The sequence below is a fragment of the Bacillus sp. FSL W7-1085 genome, assembly GCF_038595035.1.
Classification (GTDB): domain Bacteria; phylum Bacillota; class Bacilli; order Bacillales; family Bacillaceae; genus Bacillus; species Bacillus altitudinis.
This window is the reverse complement of sequence record NZ_CP152000.1, coordinates 3,087,625-3,104,614: the sequence shown is the minus strand read 5'-3', so window position 1 is coordinate 3,104,614 and position 16,990 is coordinate 3,087,625. Positions and strand designations below refer to the sequence as shown.

General features: G+C 42.0%; 16 protein-coding genes. 9 read left to right on the top strand and 7 right to left on the bottom strand.

Annotated elements, in window-relative coordinates; genetic code table 11:
• Positions 1–24: 24 nt before the first annotated feature.
• Positions 25–573: a hypothetical protein gene (locus MKY11_RS16215; RefSeq protein WP_017368056.1), complete on the top strand. Its 549-nt coding sequence runs from the start codon at positions 25–27 to the stop codon at positions 571–573.
• A 37-nt stretch (positions 574–610) separates the two neighbouring features.
• Here MKY11_RS16215 and MKY11_RS16210 read toward each other — a convergent pair whose 3' ends face one another.
• Genes MKY11_RS16210 through MKY11_RS16200 form a run of 3 tightly spaced genes read right to left on the bottom strand, consistent with a single transcriptional unit; the run spans position 611 to position 3,178 of the window.
• Complete coding sequence (locus MKY11_RS16210) at positions 611–1,549, bottom strand: metal ABC transporter substrate-binding protein (RefSeq protein ID WP_342501607.1); 939 nt, start codon at positions 1,547–1,549, stop codon at positions 611–613.
• 13 nt (positions 1,550–1,562) lie between these two features.
• A complete protein-coding gene (locus MKY11_RS16205; RefSeq protein ID WP_342468111.1) occupies positions 1,563–2,444 on the bottom strand; it encodes a metal ABC transporter permease in 882 nt (293 codons plus the stop codon).
• On the bottom strand, positions 2,435–3,178 hold the full coding sequence (locus MKY11_RS16200) for a metal ABC transporter ATP-binding protein (protein WP_342467597.1): 744 nt from the start codon (positions 3,176–3,178) through the stop codon (positions 2,435–2,437). Before MKY11_RS16200 ends, MKY11_RS16205 begins: the two co-directional genes overlap by 10 nt.
• Positions 3,179–3,601: 423 nt before the next feature.
• Here MKY11_RS16200 and MKY11_RS16195 point away from each other — a divergent pair, with 423 nt between their 5' ends.
• From MKY11_RS16195 to MKY11_RS16165, 7 genes are all read left to right on the top strand, one after another.
• Complete coding sequence (locus MKY11_RS16195; protein ID WP_039168260.1) at positions 3,602–5,701, top strand: heavy metal translocating P-type ATPase; 2,100 nt, start codon at positions 3,602–3,604, stop codon at positions 5,699–5,701.
• Positions 5,702–5,817: 116 nt separating this feature from the next.
• Positions 5,818–6,534, top strand: a complete 717-nt coding sequence (locus tag MKY11_RS16190) for a DsbA family protein (RefSeq protein WP_342501606.1) — start codon at positions 5,818–5,820, stop codon at positions 6,532–6,534.
• A complete protein-coding gene (locus MKY11_RS16185) occupies positions 6,531–6,944 on the top strand; it encodes a disulfide oxidoreductase (RefSeq protein ID WP_007500241.1) in 414 nt (137 codons plus the stop codon). The genes MKY11_RS16190 and MKY11_RS16185 overlap by 4 nt, the downstream gene beginning before the upstream one ends.
• A gap of 344 nt (positions 6,945–7,288) precedes the next feature.
• A complete protein-coding gene (locus tag MKY11_RS16180) occupies positions 7,289–7,900 on the top strand; it encodes a trimeric intracellular cation channel family protein (RefSeq protein ID WP_041507768.1) in 612 nt (203 codons plus the stop codon).
• A gap of 316 nt (positions 7,901–8,216) precedes the next feature.
• A complete protein-coding gene (locus MKY11_RS16175) occupies positions 8,217–10,232 on the top strand; it encodes a Na+/H+ antiporter (protein WP_024719813.1) in 2,016 nt (671 codons plus the stop codon).
• A gap of 63 nt (positions 10,233–10,295) precedes the next feature.
• Entirely contained in the window at positions 10,296–11,165 is an 870-nt protein-coding gene (locus tag MKY11_RS16170; protein WP_274660935.1) for an ROK family protein, read from the top strand.
• Between the two features lie 68 nt (positions 11,166–11,233).
• The gene (locus MKY11_RS16165; protein ID WP_041507765.1) at positions 11,234–12,079 is read left to right on the top strand and encodes an aldo/keto reductase; all 846 of its coding nucleotides are present in this window, start codon (positions 11,234–11,236) and stop codon (positions 12,077–12,079) included.
• A gap of 219 nt (positions 12,080–12,298) precedes the next feature.
• On the opposite strand, the gene modB is transcribed toward MKY11_RS16165, so the two are convergent.
• The 4 genes from modB to MKY11_RS16145 all read right to left on the bottom strand — a co-directional run bounded on the left by modB (position 12,299) and on the right by MKY11_RS16145 (position 16,321).
• Positions 12,299–12,964 carry a molybdate ABC transporter permease subunit gene (gene modB, locus MKY11_RS16160; RefSeq protein ID WP_024719810.1) on the bottom strand — a complete coding sequence of 222 codons (666 nt, stop codon included), beginning with the start codon at positions 12,962–12,964 and terminating at the stop codon, positions 12,299–12,301.
• Entirely contained in the window at positions 12,964–13,740 is a 777-nt protein-coding gene (modA, locus tag MKY11_RS16155) for a molybdate ABC transporter substrate-binding protein (protein ID WP_193803845.1), read from the bottom strand. Before modA ends, modB begins: the two co-directional genes overlap by 1 nt.
• A gap of 115 nt (positions 13,741–13,855) precedes the next feature.
• Complete coding sequence (locus MKY11_RS16150; protein WP_342501605.1) at positions 13,856–15,706, bottom strand: LTA synthase family protein; 1,851 nt, start codon at positions 15,704–15,706, stop codon at positions 13,856–13,858.
• Between the two features lie 123 nt (positions 15,707–15,829).
• On the bottom strand, positions 15,830–16,321 hold the full coding sequence (locus MKY11_RS16145; protein WP_342501604.1) for a metal-dependent hydrolase: 492 nt from the start codon (positions 16,319–16,321) through the stop codon (positions 15,830–15,832).
• 170 nt (positions 16,322–16,491) lie between these two features.
• Between MKY11_RS16145 and MKY11_RS16140 the strand changes: the two genes are divergently transcribed.
• Positions 16,492–16,920 (top strand): MarR family transcriptional regulator, encoded by a 429-nt coding sequence (locus MKY11_RS16140; protein ID WP_342501603.1) that lies wholly within the window; start codon positions 16,492–16,494, stop codon positions 16,918–16,920.
• The last annotated feature ends 70 nt before the right edge of the window (positions 16,921–16,990 follow it).

The window sequence follows — 16,990 nt, the reverse complement described above, 5'->3', positions numbered from 1 at the left end:
CGTGTTAAAAAGGATGTGGGGAAATTGGTCGGTTTATTGATTGTGGCATGTGAAATTGGTTTTTGGCTGTTTATTCTTATGGGCTTAACACTGCGTTATGTGTTTAAACAGAAAAAATGGGGTGCTTTCTTTCTTGTCTGTACGCCGGTTTTAGATCTCATCCTTCTTGCGGCTACTTATATAGATTTAAAGCAAGGGGCTGTGGCGAGCGTCATTCACGGGCTTGCGGCTGTTTATATTGGTGTGAGCCTGGCCTTTGGACATCAAATGGTGAAATGGGCGGATGCCCGGTTTGCTTATCGTTTTGCAGGAGGCCCTAAGCCAAAGGGGAAACCAAAGTACGGGAAGGAGCGGTCTTTGTATGAAATGGTGGGCTGGACGCGTCATTTCATCTCTTATGTCATCGGAGCGGGGCTATTATATGGATTGACCTATCTCATCCAAGCACCAGAACGAACGGAATCTCTGATGCAGCTTGTCAGTGTGTGGGGGATGGTCTTAACCATTGATTTCATCATTAGCATCAGCTACGTCATTTGGCCGAAAAAACACCCGGAGAATATAGCAGGATGACAAAAAAGACAGGCGGATTTACTCCACCTGTCTTTTCTTATGATGACAGTCCTTTATAAATGGTGTCAATATTCCATTTCATCATCTTATAGTAGCTGTCCCCATCTTCACCTTCTTTGCCAATAGAATCCGTAAATACTTTCCCCTTAATCTGAACTCCGGTTTCCTCAGATAGGCTTTCAAGGCTGCGCTTATCTACACTTGTTTCAAGAAAAAGGGCAGGAACTTGATGGTCTTTGACAAAATGAATGATGCGCTTCATTTGTCCAGGTGTTCCTTCACTTTCTGTGTTGATTTCCCAAATGTAGCCGGCTTTCAGTCCATACGCATCTGCAAAATATTTGAATGCCCCTTCGCTTGTGACAAGGAGTTTTTTGTCTTTTGGCAGTTGATCAAACTTGTCTTTTGCTTCATCGTGAAGCGTTTGAAGCTTTTTGATATAGGTTTCAGCATTTTTCTCGTAATCCTCTTTATGCTCAGGATCTGCTTGAATGAGCGCATCTCTGGCATTTTGCGCATAAAGAATCCCATTCTCGACATTCAGCCATGCGTGTGGGTCCTGCTGGCTTTCAAGCCCTTTTGAAGACAAATGCTTCACTTTGACACCTTTACTAAGCTCGGCTACAGGTGCATCATCCCCGTCCTTGCCGCTCGATTCAAGCAGTTTTTGAAACCAGCCATTCCCTGTTTCAAGGTTCAAGCCATTAGATAGAACAAGGTCTGCATCCGTCGTATACTGAACATCCTTTGGCAGTGGGTCAAATTCATGTGGGTCTGTACCAATGGGAACAATGCTGTGAATAGAGACATGCTGTCCTCCTACCTCCTTCACAATGTCATAAAGAATGGAGTAGGTCGTGACAACTTTTAATTTACCGTCATCTTTTCCGGAACTTTTTTGCTGAGTAGAACAGCCTGCGATGACCAAAAGGGCAATACATACTGCGGTCAAACGGATTGCTAATACCTTCTTCATATATGTCCTCCTTTTACATAGACGCTTCCTTTTTTAACTGTGTTCGTTTTCGCTTCGATTTTAAGGATCTCCACAATATCCCTTGTTTCGGTGAAAAGATAAAGGCACTGCCGAATAATATGGTCGCGACCAGCACAATGGAAGCACCAGACGACAAGTTATACGTAAAGCTGAGCCCAAGTCCTACGACGGCTGAAACTGCTCCAAAAAAAGCAGATAAATAAATCATGATCCATAGCCGGTCTGTCAATAAATAAGCGGTGGCAGCTGGTGTAATAAGCATTGCAACAACAAGAATAATACCTACAGTTTGCAGGGATGCCACGGTCACTAAGGTTAATAAGGTCATGAGGAAATAATGGATCATGCGATTTGGTAAACCGTAAACGGAAGAAATCACTGGATCAAATGAACTAATGAGCAGTTCTTTGTAGAAAACAATGACAGCCAGTAAAATGAAAATGCCGATGCCAAGCGTGATCCACATATCAGATGAACGAACGGCTAGTACGTTTCCAAACAAGATATGATATAAATCGCTGGAACTTTTTAAAAATGTAATCAAAATGATCCCAATGGAAAAAAAAGCAGTGAATACGATCCCGATGGCAGAATCATTTTTAATACGGCTGTTTTGACTGACATATCCGATGCCGATGGCTGTCAGTACACCAGTTAGAACCGCACCAAAGAAAAAGTTAATGCCGAGCATATAAGAGATGGCGACACCTGGAAGTACAGCGTGTGAAATCGCATCTCCCATCAAAGCCATTCCCCGTAAAATGATAAAGCAGCCAATGACGCCGCAGATGATCCCTACCATAACGGATGTAAATAACGCTTTTTGTAAAAACGCATATTCAAAAAGTCCGGTTAAGAATTCCATTACGCGTATCCTCCTGCTGATTTTAAAAATGGCAGCTGTGTTTCGTATGCTTGGAGCATGACCTCAGGACGAAGAATATCATGGACAGGCCCTGCTTTGACCAGCTTCTTATTTAGAAGAACGAGATGGCTGAAGTAATCATCGGCTTTACTTAAGTCATGGTGGACGACCAGAATGGTTTTTCCTTCATCTCGTAATTCCTTCAAAATGCGGATCATCGTTTCTTCACTTGCCATATCAATTCCGACAAATGGTTCATCTAAACAAAAGAGCTGTGCGTTTTGAGCGAGTGCTCGCGCAAGGAAGACACGCTGCTGCTGACCGCCGGATAATTCCCCAATCTGTCTTTTGGCAAAGTCCTGCATCCCGACCTTTTCTAAGCAATGGTACGCATAGGCACGGTCTTCTTTTTTTGGTCGTTTGATTAGTCCGAGCTTTGGGTATGTGCCAAGCAGTACGGTATCCAGCACATGGATAGGAAACGTCCAGTCTAGATCATTTCTTTGCGGTACATAGGCGATCTGTTTTCTCACTTGTTTAAAGGGTTGTTCAAAAAAACGAATGTCGCCTTGATCCTTTTCAATTAAATCCAAACATGCTTTCAATAAAGTCGATTTACCAGCACCATTTGGACCAATGATTCCAGTCATCGTTCCTTCCTGTATGGAAAGAGAGACGTTTTCTAGTGCATCCTGTCCGTGGTATGAGACATACAGGCGGTCGATTGTTAAAGCATATGACATCTCTTAAGGCCCCTTTCGATCATCAATTGCGTTTCCTAAAAATATATGCATACATTTAATAATTTTGACTAAAGGATGAAATGATTCTCTAACGCTAATTTGTTTCCTTAAGGAAACTTTTATCTTATTCTAATCGTATGTCCTTCTTTTGTAAAGAGAAATGCTGAATATTCCCATCAAGCGATCGTTTTTATGTTATGCGACGAAGAGGGGACATGAGCATGGATTATTGAAAAATTCACGTGACATCCTTGAATACGAAAAATCTCAAACATTTGCTTATAAATGATTGACAGTTTGTAAGAACTCCTCATATAATAAGGGTAATTCAATATATGAATATGTGCTCATATATAATATCTACAGCAGCTGATAGGTTTGATTGAATCAGGGAAGGCTACTTATATAGAAAAAGGTGAGAACATGAAAAAGATGAAGGATGAATACGTATTAAGCGGTCTCGATTGTGGAAACTGTGCACGTAAAATTGAAACAGGTGTCAGCAAACTCGAAGGAGTGGAAGCCTGCTCAATTAATTTTGCGACGGGTACATTAACTGTGACACATGCTGATGCACAAGAAACGATGTCAAAGCGTATTGAAAAAACCGTTCAGTCCATTGAACCTCATGTGAGTGTATCACCAAAAGAAGAAGGACATCACCACGATCACGATCATGGAACAAAGAATTTAAAAACGATTGTACTGAAATTAATTGGTGGTGCAGTCATTGGAACGGCGGCTTATTTTATACCTGACAATGGCTTACTGAAGTTCATCATGTTTTTCGCCGCGTATTTACTAGTTGGCGGAGATGTTGTCTTGAAAGCACTGAAAAATATTGTGCGTGGTCAAGTATTTGATGAGAACTTCTTAATGACCATAGCTACAGTTGGTGCTTTTGTGATTCAGCAGTATCCTGAGGCACTGGCAGTCATGCTGTTTTACCAAATTGGTGAACTGTTCCAAGGGGCAGCTGTGAACCGCTCTAGAAAATCAATTAGCGAATTAATGAATATCCGTCCAGAATACGCAAACCTCAAAGTGGGGCAAGAAACAAAAAAGGTAAAGCCGGAAGAAGTCAAAGCTGGTGACCGTATTGTCGTTAAACCAGGTGAAAAAATTCCTTTGGATGGACGCGTGATAGACGGTTATTCTCTTGTGGATACCTCTGCACTAACTGGGGAGTCTGTTCCAAGAGATGTGGAAGCAGGAAAAGAAGTGCTTGCTGGATTTGTGAACCAAAACGGCATTCTTGAAATTGAAGTGCAAAAAGAGCTCAGTGAGTCAGCCGTTACGAAGATTTTGGATTTAGTCGAAAATGCAAGCAGCCGTAAAGCGCAGACAGAAAACTTTATCACAAAGTTCGCTAAATATTATACACCTGCTGTGGTCGTGCTAGCTTTATTGCTTGCCTTTGTACCACCGCTTCTCATCCCATCAGCTCAATTGTCTGATTGGGTGTACCGGGCACTTGTCTTTCTTGTCATTTCGTGTCCATGTGCTCTCGTTGTATCCATTCCATTAGGTTTCTTTGGCGGGATTGGTGCCGCATCAAAACGAGGCATTTTAGTGAAAGGCAGTAACTACTTAGAAGCCTTGAACTCTGTCCGCTATGCGGTGTTTGATAAAACAGGTACTTTGACAAAAGGGAACTTTACAGTCACTCATATCGAAGCAGCGAATGAGAAATGGTCAGAAGAGGAATTGCTTTCTTTTGCAGCGCTGGCAGAAGCGCATTCTTCGCATCCGATTGCAGAATCGATTAAGGCGGCTTACGGAGCGTCTCTTGATGAGAGCCAGATCGAATCTTACGAGGATATTGCCGGTCATGGGATCAAAGCGACAATTCGCGGAGCTCATGTATTGGCAGGTAATCATCGCCTTATGGAACGAGAGGGCATTGCTTTTGAAAAAGAAAAACGAAGCGGAACGGTTGTGTATTTAGCAATAGACGGTGAGTTTGCGGGATCGATCTTGATTGCAGATGAAGTAAAGGACGATGCAGTTGAAGCGATATCTTCTCTAAAAGCTGCGGGCATTCAAACCGTGATGCTTACAGGGGATGCTTCGCAAGTAGGAAATGCAGTCGCACAGCAGATCGGCATTGACGAAGTTCACACTGAATTATTGCCACAGGATAAAGTCGCCAAAATCGAAGACATGTATGAGAAAAAAGCATCTCAAGACAAATTATTGTTTGTTGGTGATGGCATAAACGATACGCCGGTTTTGGCAAGAGCGGATATAGGTATTGCCATGGGTGGACTTGGTTCAGATGCAGCAGTTGAAGCGGCTGATATTGTGATTATGACAGATCAGCCATCGAAGGTAGCGGAAGCTATTGCTGTCGCTAAAAGAACGAGAGCCATCGTATGGCAGAATATTGCGTTTGCTCTTGGGGTGAAAGCCGTCTTTCTCATACTTGGTGCATTCGGTATTGCAACGATGTGGGAAGCCGTCTTCTCGGATGTTGGTGTCACTGTACTGGCTGTTTTAAATGCGATGAGGGTCATGAAATAAAATTGTAAGGAAAAATTCATGAATAGCGTCTTTCATAATAGACCCCCTCTTGTTAAAATAGAAGAAGTTGGATAATGGCATTTTCCTGAGCTGTTATCCTTTTTCTTTGTGAAGGAATGAATGAAAAAGATAAGGTAGGTGCTTTTGTGAGTAAAAAAAATAATCAATCTTCATCCATCAAGTTTGCAGTTATATTAACCATCATTGCAGCTCTTCTCATCGGTATTTTCGTTGTGATCGGTAACAACAACAGCCAAGAAGCACAAACAGTCGACAGTAAGCCGTCTATTAAAGGACAGCCTGTCATGGGAGATCAAAAGGCAAAAGTGCAAGTTGTCGAGTTTGGGGACTACAAATGTCCATCATGTAAATCATTTGAGACTGACATTTTCCCAAAATTGAAAGCAGACTACATAGATAATGGCGATGTATCCTTCTCATTTATTAACTTACCACTGCCTGTTCATGGGGACGGTGCGGTATTAGCAGCACTGGCTTCTGAAGAAGTGTGGAAAGAAGATCCGAAAAACTTCTGGGCATTTCATGAAGCGGTCTACAAAGCACAACCAGATAGTGAAGCAGAATGGGTAACGCCAGCAAAGCTCACCGAATTGGCGAAGAAGACAACGAAAATTGATACGGACAAGCTGAAAGATAACCTATCAAAGAAAACATATCAGCCACAGCTGAACACAGATGATCAGCTGGTGAATCAATACAAAGTAAATGCAACACCAACTATTTTCATTAACAATAAACAAGTCCAAAACTTTTATGACTATGATGAAATCAAAGAATTAATTGATCAAGAGCTGAAAGGGAAAAAATCATGAAAAATAAACTGATTTACTTATACAGTGCTTGGATCGTCTCAATTGTGGCGACGATGAGCAGCCTGTATTTAAGCGAAGTAAAGAAGTTTATTCCATGTGATATGTGCTGGTTTCAGCGCATTTTCATGTATCCGCTTGTGCTTTTACTTGGAATTGCTACATTCCGTGGCGATGTCAAAGTGAAGTACTACGTTCTCCCTTTGGCCGGGATTGGCGCTTGCTTTTCCATCTATCATTATATGGAACAAAAGATTCCAGGCTTTGCATCGATTCGTCCTTGTCTAAGCGGTATTCCTTGTTCCGTTGATTATCTGAACTGGTTTGGTTTTATCACCATTCCACTCTTAGCTCTCATTGCATTTATTCTGATCATCATTAGTATGCTGCTTTTAAATGCAAAAGAAGATTGAGGAGATAGCCTGCTTAAAAGCAGGCTATCAGCGTGTAGACAAACCCTCGCATTCGGTGTCATTCCTGTGCGCTGGTGCTCACGAATGTCAAATTCGCTCCGCTCCAGTGCTCGTCTTTCCTAGACTGCAAAGGTTTTCTATCACGCTGAAAGTAGACAAAGGGATAAAATCAAGATCATTTTATCCCTTTGTCAACAATCTGAGCCTGCTTAAAAGCAGGCTATTTTTTATTTTTGCAAAAAGATAAAATTTAAAGAAAATTTGTATTGCTTTTCATTTGTGTCAGATATACATTAAGGGGAGAGTGTTAGATGATCAGACAATGGTAAGGAGATAAGCGGAAAATGGCATGGGAAGTGTTAAGTATTATTGGCATTGTGGCATTCGCCATTAGTGGTGCGATTGTCGCAATGGAAGAAGAGTACGATATTCTTGGTGTGTACATTTTAGGGATTGTCACAGCATTTGGCGGGGGAGCAATTCGGAATCTATTAATTGGTCTTCCGGTGTCTGCTTTATGGTCGCAGGGCAAAATGTTTACCATTGCCCTTGTATCCATTACGATCGTGTTCCTATTTCCAAAGCTTTTGCTCAAGCACTGGAGCACGTGGGGGAATTTCTCGGATGCGATCGGTTTAGCAGCCTTTGCGATTCAAGGCGCATTATTTGCTGTACAAAGAGAGCTCCCGCTCAGTGCGGTCATTGTGGCAGCCATTTTGACTGGAAGCGGCGGCGGCATTGTGCGTGATTTATTAGCAGGACGAAAGCCACTTGTGCTAAAAGCAGAGATTTACGCAGTATGGGCAGCCCTTGGCGGCTTACTCGTCGGACTCGGCTTAGCGCAAGGAGAGTTTGCTTTATATCTGCTGTTTGTCATCCTTGTCATATGCAGGGTTTGTTCCTACTTATTCAAATGGCGGCTTCCCGCTAGGTCTTATTTTTTAAATAAAGGGTAAAGAAAAGGGCGATGTCGCTCTTTTTTTTATGTATTATTCGAGCTTGATGTCAGCAGGTCAAACTGTTTTCGTGTAAAATAAAAGTAGGTTCTTTATTCATCATTGGAACAATACACGAGATGAAAATATTGTCATTTGACTGAATATGTAGATTCAGTCTTTTTTTGCCTAGATGGATTGTTATGTGTTGGTTTCGCTTTTTGCGGGATACTAAAAAAACGCTCATGACCGAACGGATGGATCAGAAAGAAATGAACACATCTTTGCATGTAAGCAAAACATGACGGAAAAAATGAAATGGGAGGGACATGTACTAGTGGAGATTTTTTTGGCAGTGCTCGTACTACTAGCACTCATTGCATCATCTAATATTATCAATCGTTTTCTGCCCTTTATTCCAGTTCCATTAATCCAAGTGGGTTTAGGGATATTGGTCGCAGCTTTTCCTTCAGGTTTACATATTTCTTTAAATCCTGAGCTATTCTTCGTTTTATTCATTGCACCGCTGTTATTTAATGATGGGAAGCGTACCCCAAGGGACGAGCTGTGGAAATTAAGAGCGCCCATTCTTCTATTAGCTTTAGGGCTCGTATTTGCGACAGTCATTGTCGCAGGATATACCATCCATTGGATGATTCCAAGCATACCACTTCCAGCTGCATTTGCGCTTGCAGCGATTTTATCACCGACAGATGTAGTGGCTGTAAGTGCCCTTTCCAGCCGTGTGAATATGCCGAAGGGGATCATGAGACTGCTGGAAGGCGAAGGGCTGATGAACGATGCGTCAGGACTTGTTGCTTTTAAATTTGCTATTGCAGCAACGGTTACAGGGGCATTTTCCATTGCAGAGGCATCCTTTAGCTTTGTTCTGATTGCTGCTGGCGGATTATTGACCGGATTTATTCTGTCGTTTTTTATCATTCGTTTCCGCTATTTTCTCCGCCGTTTAGGCATGGACGATGTCACAATGCACATCATCCTGCAAATCCTCACGCCGTTTGTGATTTATTTAGCAGCGGAAGAAATTGGCGTATCCGGCATTTTAGCCGTTGTTGCCGGTGGTGTGACACATGCCATCGAGCAAGACCGAATGGAAGCGAATTTAGCAAAACTGCAAATTGCTTCTTCAAACACGTGGAATATTATTTTATTTATTTTAAATGGCCTTGTTTTCGTTTTACTTGGATTACAAATTCCTGATGTATCGACCGTCATTTTCCAAGATGAAGCCTTTAATAATATGCAGGTCATCAGTTACATTTTAATCATTACATTCTGTCTAATGATTCTCAGATTCCTATGGGTATGGCTGTTCTGGGCAGGGAACTGGAGTGTATCGAAAAAGAAGAACGCGAAAAAACCGAAGCTGCGTGCTTCCATGCTGATGACATTCTCTGGTGTTCGTGGTGCTGTTACATTAGCGGGTGCTTTTTCCATCCCGTTTACGCTTGCAGACGGATCACCATTTCCTGAGCGTCATTTAATTATTTTCCTCGCAGCAGGCGTCATTTTATGTACACTCATTTTAGCGAGTGTGCTACTGCCTATTTTATCGGAGAAAAAAGATAAGCAAGTGGATGTGGACTTAGATACAAAGATTCAGCACGCAAAACGGAAGCTGCTGAGAAGTGCCATTAAAACGTTAAAAGAAGGAATGAATGAGGACAATCGAGAAGTATCCCTTGCACTCATCAATGATTTCCGAATGAAGCTACGAAATATTCAGCGGGAACCGTACCAGTTTGGTATGAGAAAACAAGAGAGAAAAATCAGACTGCATGGTATTAAAGCAGAACAGATGAAACTTCAGCAGTTGATTGAGGAAGAGAAAATCGACAAAGAAGAAGCATATGAGCTGCAAGAGAGATTTCATGAGCTGGAAATGCTCTATTCCAACTCCTTTAAAATTCGTTTCTCAAAAGTGAAGTTTCTGCGCTTACTACAATGGCTTCAATTGTGGCGTCCGCATCAGCGTATTTCAAGCGGCATATTAGAAAACGAGGAATCGTATAAACAAATCCGTAAGAAAACGGCTGAAGCTGCGGTGGATTCTATTAAGCACCATATGACCGAAGACAATCAACAAACGTGTCATCAAGTCATTGGGTTTTACAATCAAGTGATTTTCCGCTGTGAACATGGTCCTTCTTTCTTCCAGCAAAAGGATCGTACGTTTGACCGGAAGAAGAAAGAGCTTAACTTCCAAGCCGTACAGACGATTCGTAATGAAATCCAAACTTTATATGAAAATGGCGAAATCAATCGTGATATTGCCCATCATTTAAGGGAATATATCAATGACATGGAAGCAGTCTTACTGACCAATACATGATGTTGTCATCTTCTCCCCTTTGTTTTATGATGAAAAAAAGAGACGAGCAGGGGGAGAGGCAGGATGACATATTACGGAGCGATTGAAGCTGGGGGGACAAAGTTCTGCTGTGCCATTGGTAATGAGCATGGGGATATCATAGAGGAATTAACCATTCCAACAGAGCACCCGGAAAAAACCATCCAATCACTTATTCCATTTTTTCAGCAACATGAAATTGTAGCATTAGGGGTTGGTTCCTTTGGACCGATTTGTGTCCAGAAAGACGATCCTTCTTACGGTTACATCATGAATACGCCGAAAGTTGAATGGAAGCATTACCCGTTGATACCTGAGCTGGAGAAACAATTAGGCGTACCAGTGTCCTTTACGACAGATGTCAACGCCGCAGCATTAGGTGAACTGACAAAAGGGGCCGCAAAAGGGCTAAGCAGCTGTCTGTATATCACGGTCGGTACGGGGATTGGTGCCGGGGCTGTTGTGAAAAATGAGCTTCTCCACGGTCACTCACATCCAGAAATGGGACACATCCTGGTCAGGCAGCATGAATCAGATCAGTTTGCAGGTGTCTGCCCGGCGCATGGTACTTGCTTAGAAGGACTGGCGGCAGGACCATCTATTGAGGCAAGGTGGGGAAAGCCGGCTAAAGAGCTTACCGAAGAAGATGAAGTTTGGTCTCTTGAAGCAGATTATTTAGCACAGGCATTAATGCAATACACGCTGATATTAAGCCCAGAACGCATCATAATGGGTGGAGGCGTCATGAAGCAAAAACAGCTATTTCCGCTCATTCGAGAGAAGCTGGCTGCGTATGTCAATGATTATGTCGACATGCCGCCGCTTGATACATACATTGTCTCTCCTGGACTTGAGGACAAGGCAGGTATGACAGGTGCTTTACTGCTAGCGATTGAAGCGAAGAGAAACGCCTGATAATAGAGTTTTCAAACGCAACATGAGATAATGAAAAAGATGGAATCTATGAAAAGGTGGTTGTTAACATGGTCAAAAGCTTGAATGATACCGTAACACTAAATAACGGAGTAGAAATGCCATGGTTTGGTTTAGGTGTATTCAAAGTGGAGGACGGCAACCAAGTGGTTGATGCCGTCAAAGCAGCCATACGAAACGGTTATCGCAGCATTGATACGGCTGCCGTTTATAAAAACGAGACAGGCGTAGGGAAAGCCATTAAAGAATCTGGCGTGAAAAGAGAAGAATTGTTCATTACGTCAAAAGTATGGAACACAGATCAAGGATATGACAAAGCACTCGCTGCATGCGACGCAAGCTTAAACCGGCTCGGTCTTGATTACTTAGACCTCTATTTGATTCATTGGCCTGGACCAAATGCAGATACATTTAAAGAGACATGGCGTGCGCTTGAGAAGCTTTATAAAGATGGAAAAGTAAGAGCGATTGGTGTCAGCAACTTCTACGTGCAGCATTTAGAAGAGCTGTTAAAAGATGCGGAGGTTGTTCCAGCGGTGAACCAAGTGGAGTTTCATCCAAAACTGACACTTGTAGAATTACGACAATATGCGAAAGAAAAAGGCATTCAAATTGAAGCATGGTCTCCGCTGATGCAAGGAAAGCTTTTGGATCATGACGTATTAAAGGAAATTGCAGCACAATACAACAAATCTGTGGCTCAAGTGATCTTGCGTTGGGATCTGCAAAGCGGCGTTGTCACCATTCCAAAATCAATCAATGAAGATCGCATTAAACAAAATGCCGACATTTTTGACTTTGAGCTTTCACAAGAAGACATGGAAAAAATCAATGCACTTAATAATAACGAACGTGTCGGGTCTAATCCAGAAACGATGACGGTTGGGTTTGAATAAATAAAATTATCCCCTTAGCGTGTAGACAAACCCTCGCATATTTTGTCAGGGCGTGCTGGTGCTCACGAATGTCAAATTTGCTCCGTGCCAGTACTCGTCCTTCTTAGACTAGCAAAGGTTTTCTATCACGCTGAAAAGAAGACAAAGGGCTAAAATTAAGTTCATTTTGGCCCTTTGTCAACAATCTGAATCCCTTTCTCTTTTTGAGAAGGGGATTTTTTAATTCCTGCTTCGGCGCACAGCCAACAGCATGAGGAAAGACAGGATCACAATACAAATCGTCCAAGCCCACGCAAGTTCCATTCGTCCAGAATCAATCGCCACATAGATGGCTGTTGGGAGGGTTTGCGTTTTCCCAGGAATGTTGCCAGCGAACATTAAAGTCGCTCCAAATTCCCCTAACGCCCTTGCGAAACTTAAAACTGCACCAGAGAGAAGAGATGGCAGTGCGAGTGGGACGGTAATATAGGCAAAGACCTGGAAAGAACGCGCACCATCAACTTTTGCAGCACCTTCAATGTCTGACTCAATCGTAGAAAATCCAGCTTTCGCTGATTGATACATGAGCGGGAATGCGACAACTGTCGATGCAATGACCGCTGCCCAATAAGTGAAGATGACAGGCTGATGGAAGATCCATTCAATCGCTTGTCCAATCACGCTGTTCTTCCCGAACGCAACGAGCAGCAGAAATCCTACGACCGTTGGCGGAAGGACAAGCGGCATCATGAGGAGCGTTTCCACGATCATTTTTCCTTTGAAAGATGTACGGGCCATCCAAAAACCAATGGACGTTCCTAAAACGACAGCCAATAATCCACTGAAAGCAGCCACTTGTACGGACAGCCAGATAGGTGAAAGAAAATCTTCGGTCAGCATCGGCATTATTTCACTTGAAAGCCGTACTTTTTAAAAATCGCTGCGGCTGGATCTGATTGGATATATTGAAAAAATGCTTTCGCCTCTTTCATGTGATCGGTCTGTTTAACAATGCCAACAGGATAAATGATGGGGGAATGCATGTCTTGATTTGCCTCATCTACTATCTTTACTTTGCGAGAAACGAGCGCGTCCGTCTTATACACGACACCAGCTTCCACATTTCCTGTTTCGACATAGTTTAATACTTGACGAACATCCTTGCCATAGACAGCGTTCTGTTTCACTTGATCCCATATATTCAGTTTTGTGAAAATCTCTTTTGCATATGTACCAGCAGGAACAGATTCAGGTGTGCCAAGCGCTATCTTTCCTTTTATGTGATCAACATCGCGAAAGGTTTTGATAGAAGAGGAACCTTCTTTTGGCACGATGAGGACAAGCTCATTTTGTATGACATCCTTTGCATGATCCTGATCAATGTCGCCAGATTGAACAAGGTCATCAAAAGGCTCTTCAGCTGCTGAGAAGAAGAGATCCGCTTTTGCTCCTTGAGCGATTTGCTGTTTCAATGCGCCGGATGACCCGAAATTATTCGTGAGTGTCACGTTTGGATGATCATCTTCATAGGCAGATTCAATCTCTTTCAAAGCATCCTGCAGGCTTGCCGCCGCTGAAATCACAAGTTCTGTTTTTTTGCTTTGATCTGATGACGTCGACTCCGTTTGACACCCAGTCAGGAGCAAACAGATGGTGACGTAGGTTAAGAATAAATATTTCATGATCACACCTCTTTATCATTCAACATCATGTGTATCCTTTATTATAATCAAACTTATTTGACCATTCATAGGCTTTCAGGAAAAGAGAAAAGAAAAAGCCGCCAGAGGGCAGCTTTTAATGCTGATAAAAACGTAGTAAGTTCCCGTTGATCACTTTATCTGATAGAGACAGCTCTTTATTGGCTTTTTCTATATAAGGCTGGCATACTTCATCTTCTTCAACAGGTTGTTTTGTTTTTTGATCATAGCACGTGTTCTTTGTATAAAGATAATCATCCGTAATAAAGTTTCCATTTCTCAGCACAGCGAACGGTGTCCGTTCATTGGAGAAAAGATCATTCCCAAATTGAATAGAATCTTTTGATTCAATGCCGAGTAAATGAAGAAGTGTCGGTTTGACATCCATTTGACCGGCTGTTTCAGAAATGGTTTGAGGGGCCTCGTCTGTCACCCCAGGAATGTAAATCAAAAAAGGGACCCGCTGCAGTTTAACCGCATCAAACGGTGTGATTTCATCCTGCTTTAGCAGCTCTGCCATTGCCTCATGATGTGCTTCTGAAATGCCATAGTGGTCTCCCAACAGGACAAACATTGTATTTTCATATAGTCCTTCTTCTTTCATTCGTTCAAAGAACCTTTTGATGGCTTCATCTTGATAGCGGACGGTGGTCACATAGCGGTTTAAAATGGTGCTAGTCGAATCGTATTCATCAATGAACTGATCCTTTGGATCAATTTCAAATGGGAAGTGATTGGTTAAGGTAATAAACGTGCTGTAATAAGGCGTCTTCAGCTTTTTTAAATAATCGATGGATTGGTCAAAAAAGTCGATATCCTTTAAGCCCCAGCCAGTCGAATTCTGTTCATTGACATCAAATGAATCGACATCATAAAAGCGGTCAATCCCAAGAGATTCATACATCACATCACGATTCCAGAACGTTTTATTATTCGCATGAAATTGGACGGATTGATAATTCTCTTTTTTCAATTGCTTGTACAGTGTGTCATATTCGTTGTCACTCGCTGTGAAAAAGACAGCGCCACTGCTAGATGGATAGAGGGAGTTTGCGACGATAAACTCTGAGTCCGACGTTTTGCCTTGCTCTGTCTGCTGATAAAATTCATCAAAATTGAAGCTTTTTTTGGCAAGTTCATTTAAAAATGGTGTGATGTATTGTCCATTCACCTTTTGATTCATGACAAATTGCTGCGTTGATTCAAGTGAAATGAACACGACATTTTTGCCTTTAGCAAGTCCAAAGTAGTCTTCATTCGGTGCACTGTAATCAGCTTTTGTGTAGTTTGCCACTGTTGAAAGTGTATCTTCGTCAGCAAAGGCTTTTTGTCCAATTCGTGCTGTTTGAGCGGCACCGTCATACAAATGGAATTGAAACAGCCCAAGGTTTCGTACAATGACTTCTCGATCATATGAGCTTGTCAAAAATCGAGGGTGGTCCATCAAAGCTGAGCTGACATGGAACAATAGCAAGCTGCAGCAAACCACATAGTATGTTTTGATTGTCTTAAAAGACGCTTTAGGTGATAACGGTTTCCGTTTTAAGAGCCATGCCAGCACCACAAAATCAATCAGCATGAGTATAAATAGCGGATGAAACAATTCAGTCATACTGCTGCCCATATCTCCCATGTTCTTTGCTTGAAATAAGACAGGAATGGTAATGAAATCAATATAAAAACCGTAAAAGATCGTATTCGATATCAAAATGGCTGTCAAAATAAAATTTGTGGTCAATAAAAAGACCTTTTGTTTCGTTTCATTTAAGAAAAGAGCAATCCCAAACAAAGGGAGCAAAAAGCTAAGTGGATTGATCAAAAGCAGCCATTCGTGAAACAGATTGGCCGTTCGTATATGAAATCCGAATTGATAAATGATGTATGTTTTCATCCACATAAAGAGGATGGAGTACACTAAAAACCAGTGATTTTTGAAAAACGCTTTCATTTATGTAACTCCTCACCATTCTGTATTCAGCTGCAAGGCAAAAACACTTATCTTAAAACTACTAAAAAAATGAGGAATGATCAATTCATATCCTGCTTTTTTGCAAAACTCTTTTTTCTTTTTCTAAAACGGCAATGGGATGGATATTCCGCAAATGAGAGCCATGTAATAGCAGGTGACAATGGTCAGAGCAGCTAGTACGACTTGTTCTCCTGTGCTGCCTGTTTTGACATAAAAGGGGAGACGTACTTTCATGGTTGCAGGGAACAAAAATTTAATACCGTTCACTGTGCCTGCATCAAGGATGAGGTGGCTTGCCATCCCAACTAGTAACCCGGTACTGAGGCTGTCATTTGGAATGTATGTTGTCGCAATAAAATAAATGATCAGCAGAAATAATAAACTATGTGTAAAGGTGCGGTGACCGAACACACTACTGATCAGTGTGGAAAGGAGCGGGAATTTCCTGCCGATTTTGCTTTTCGTATGACATAGATCTGGGATGAGGGCACCTACTGATCCAGCAGCAGCCATCGTCACTGGTTCGAATCCGTAATAATAGGCGACGGCTGTGGAGGCGGCAATTCCGCCCATAATATGTGTTTTTCCTGTCATGATGCGTACTCCTGTTCTGTTTTTTGTTCAAGTACTCACTATATCAAGGGTGATTCCATTCAGCAAGGCTTATTTCTAAAGAAAATGGGATAAAATAGTTGGCTGTTTGGAAAAACATTCTATAATAAGAAGGAAGTCATGTTGACACTAACGATAAGGATGCGATTCGGATGAGTAATGCAAACATTTTAAAAGAAATTGTTCTTGTACATTATGAAGTCAGCCGTAAATTAAACCGCAAGTTACTTGAGTTAGAAAAAGACATCACGCCTCCACAGATATATGCTCTTTCTATATTGATACAAGGAAAAGTATCACATGCTGAAGAGCTCAAACAAAGACTCTCTCTCAACCCAGGTGCCGCTTCCATAGCCCTCAATAAATTATGTGAGCAAGGCTACATTCAGAGAGAACGGGACAAGGACGATCATTCCCTTGTCCGGCTAGAAGCCACGGAAAAAGGGCTGGCTATTTATGAAAAGCATACACGTCTTTTTGGAAAGGTGATTCAGCATATGATGTCAGACTTCACAGAGGAAGACTTAAAGACCTTTCTAACGTATTTGCAAAAAATGAGACAGACCTTTCACGATGAATGAACCGCTCCTCTTTGTATAATGCTGAGCGCTGTAGCACAAATTAAACAGGCAAAGGCATTTTATGAAAAGG

Bases quoted from the DNA above. Each gene is read 5' to 3' on its own strand.
- MKY11_RS16210 (WP_342501607.1), bottom strand. From the start codon at position 1,549: ATGAAGAAGGTATTAGCAATCCGTTTGACCGCAGTATGTATTGCCCTT.
- MKY11_RS16200 (WP_342467597.1), bottom strand. From the start codon at position 3,178: ATGTCATATGCTTTAACAATCGACCGCCTGTATGTCTCATACCACGGA.
- MKY11_RS16195 (WP_039168260.1), top strand. From the start codon at position 3,602: ATGAAAAAGATGAAGGATGAATACGTATTAAGCGGTCTCGATTGTGGA.
- MKY11_RS16190 (WP_342501606.1), top strand. From the start codon at position 5,818: ATGAATGAAAAAGATAAGGTAGGTGCTTTTGTGAGTAAAAAAAATAAT.
- MKY11_RS16185 (WP_007500241.1), top strand. From the start codon at position 6,531: ATGAAAAATAAACTGATTTACTTATACAGTGCTTGGATCGTCTCAATT.
- MKY11_RS16180 (WP_041507768.1), top strand. From the start codon at position 7,289: ATGGCATGGGAAGTGTTAAGTATTATTGGCATTGTGGCATTCGCCATT.
- MKY11_RS16170 (WP_274660935.1), top strand. From the start codon at position 10,296: ATGACATATTACGGAGCGATTGAAGCTGGGGGGACAAAGTTCTGCTGT.
- MKY11_RS16165 (WP_041507765.1), top strand. From the start codon at position 11,234: ATGGTCAAAAGCTTGAATGATACCGTAACACTAAATAACGGAGTAGAA.
- modB (WP_024719810.1), bottom strand. From the start codon at position 12,964: ATGCCGATGCTGACCGAAGATTTTCTTTCACCTATCTGGCTGTCCGTA.
- modA (WP_193803845.1), bottom strand. From the start codon at position 13,740: ATGAAATATTTATTCTTAACCTACGTCACCATCTGTTTGCTCCTGACT.
- MKY11_RS16150 (WP_342501605.1), bottom strand. From the start codon at position 15,706: ATGAAAGCGTTTTTCAAAAATCACTGGTTTTTAGTGTACTCCATCCTC.
- MKY11_RS16145 (WP_342501604.1), bottom strand. From the start codon at position 16,321: ATGACAGGAAAAACACATATTATGGGCGGAATTGCCGCCTCCACAGCC.
- MKY11_RS16140 (WP_342501603.1), top strand. From the start codon at position 16,492: ATGAGTAATGCAAACATTTTAAAAGAAATTGTTCTTGTACATTATGAA.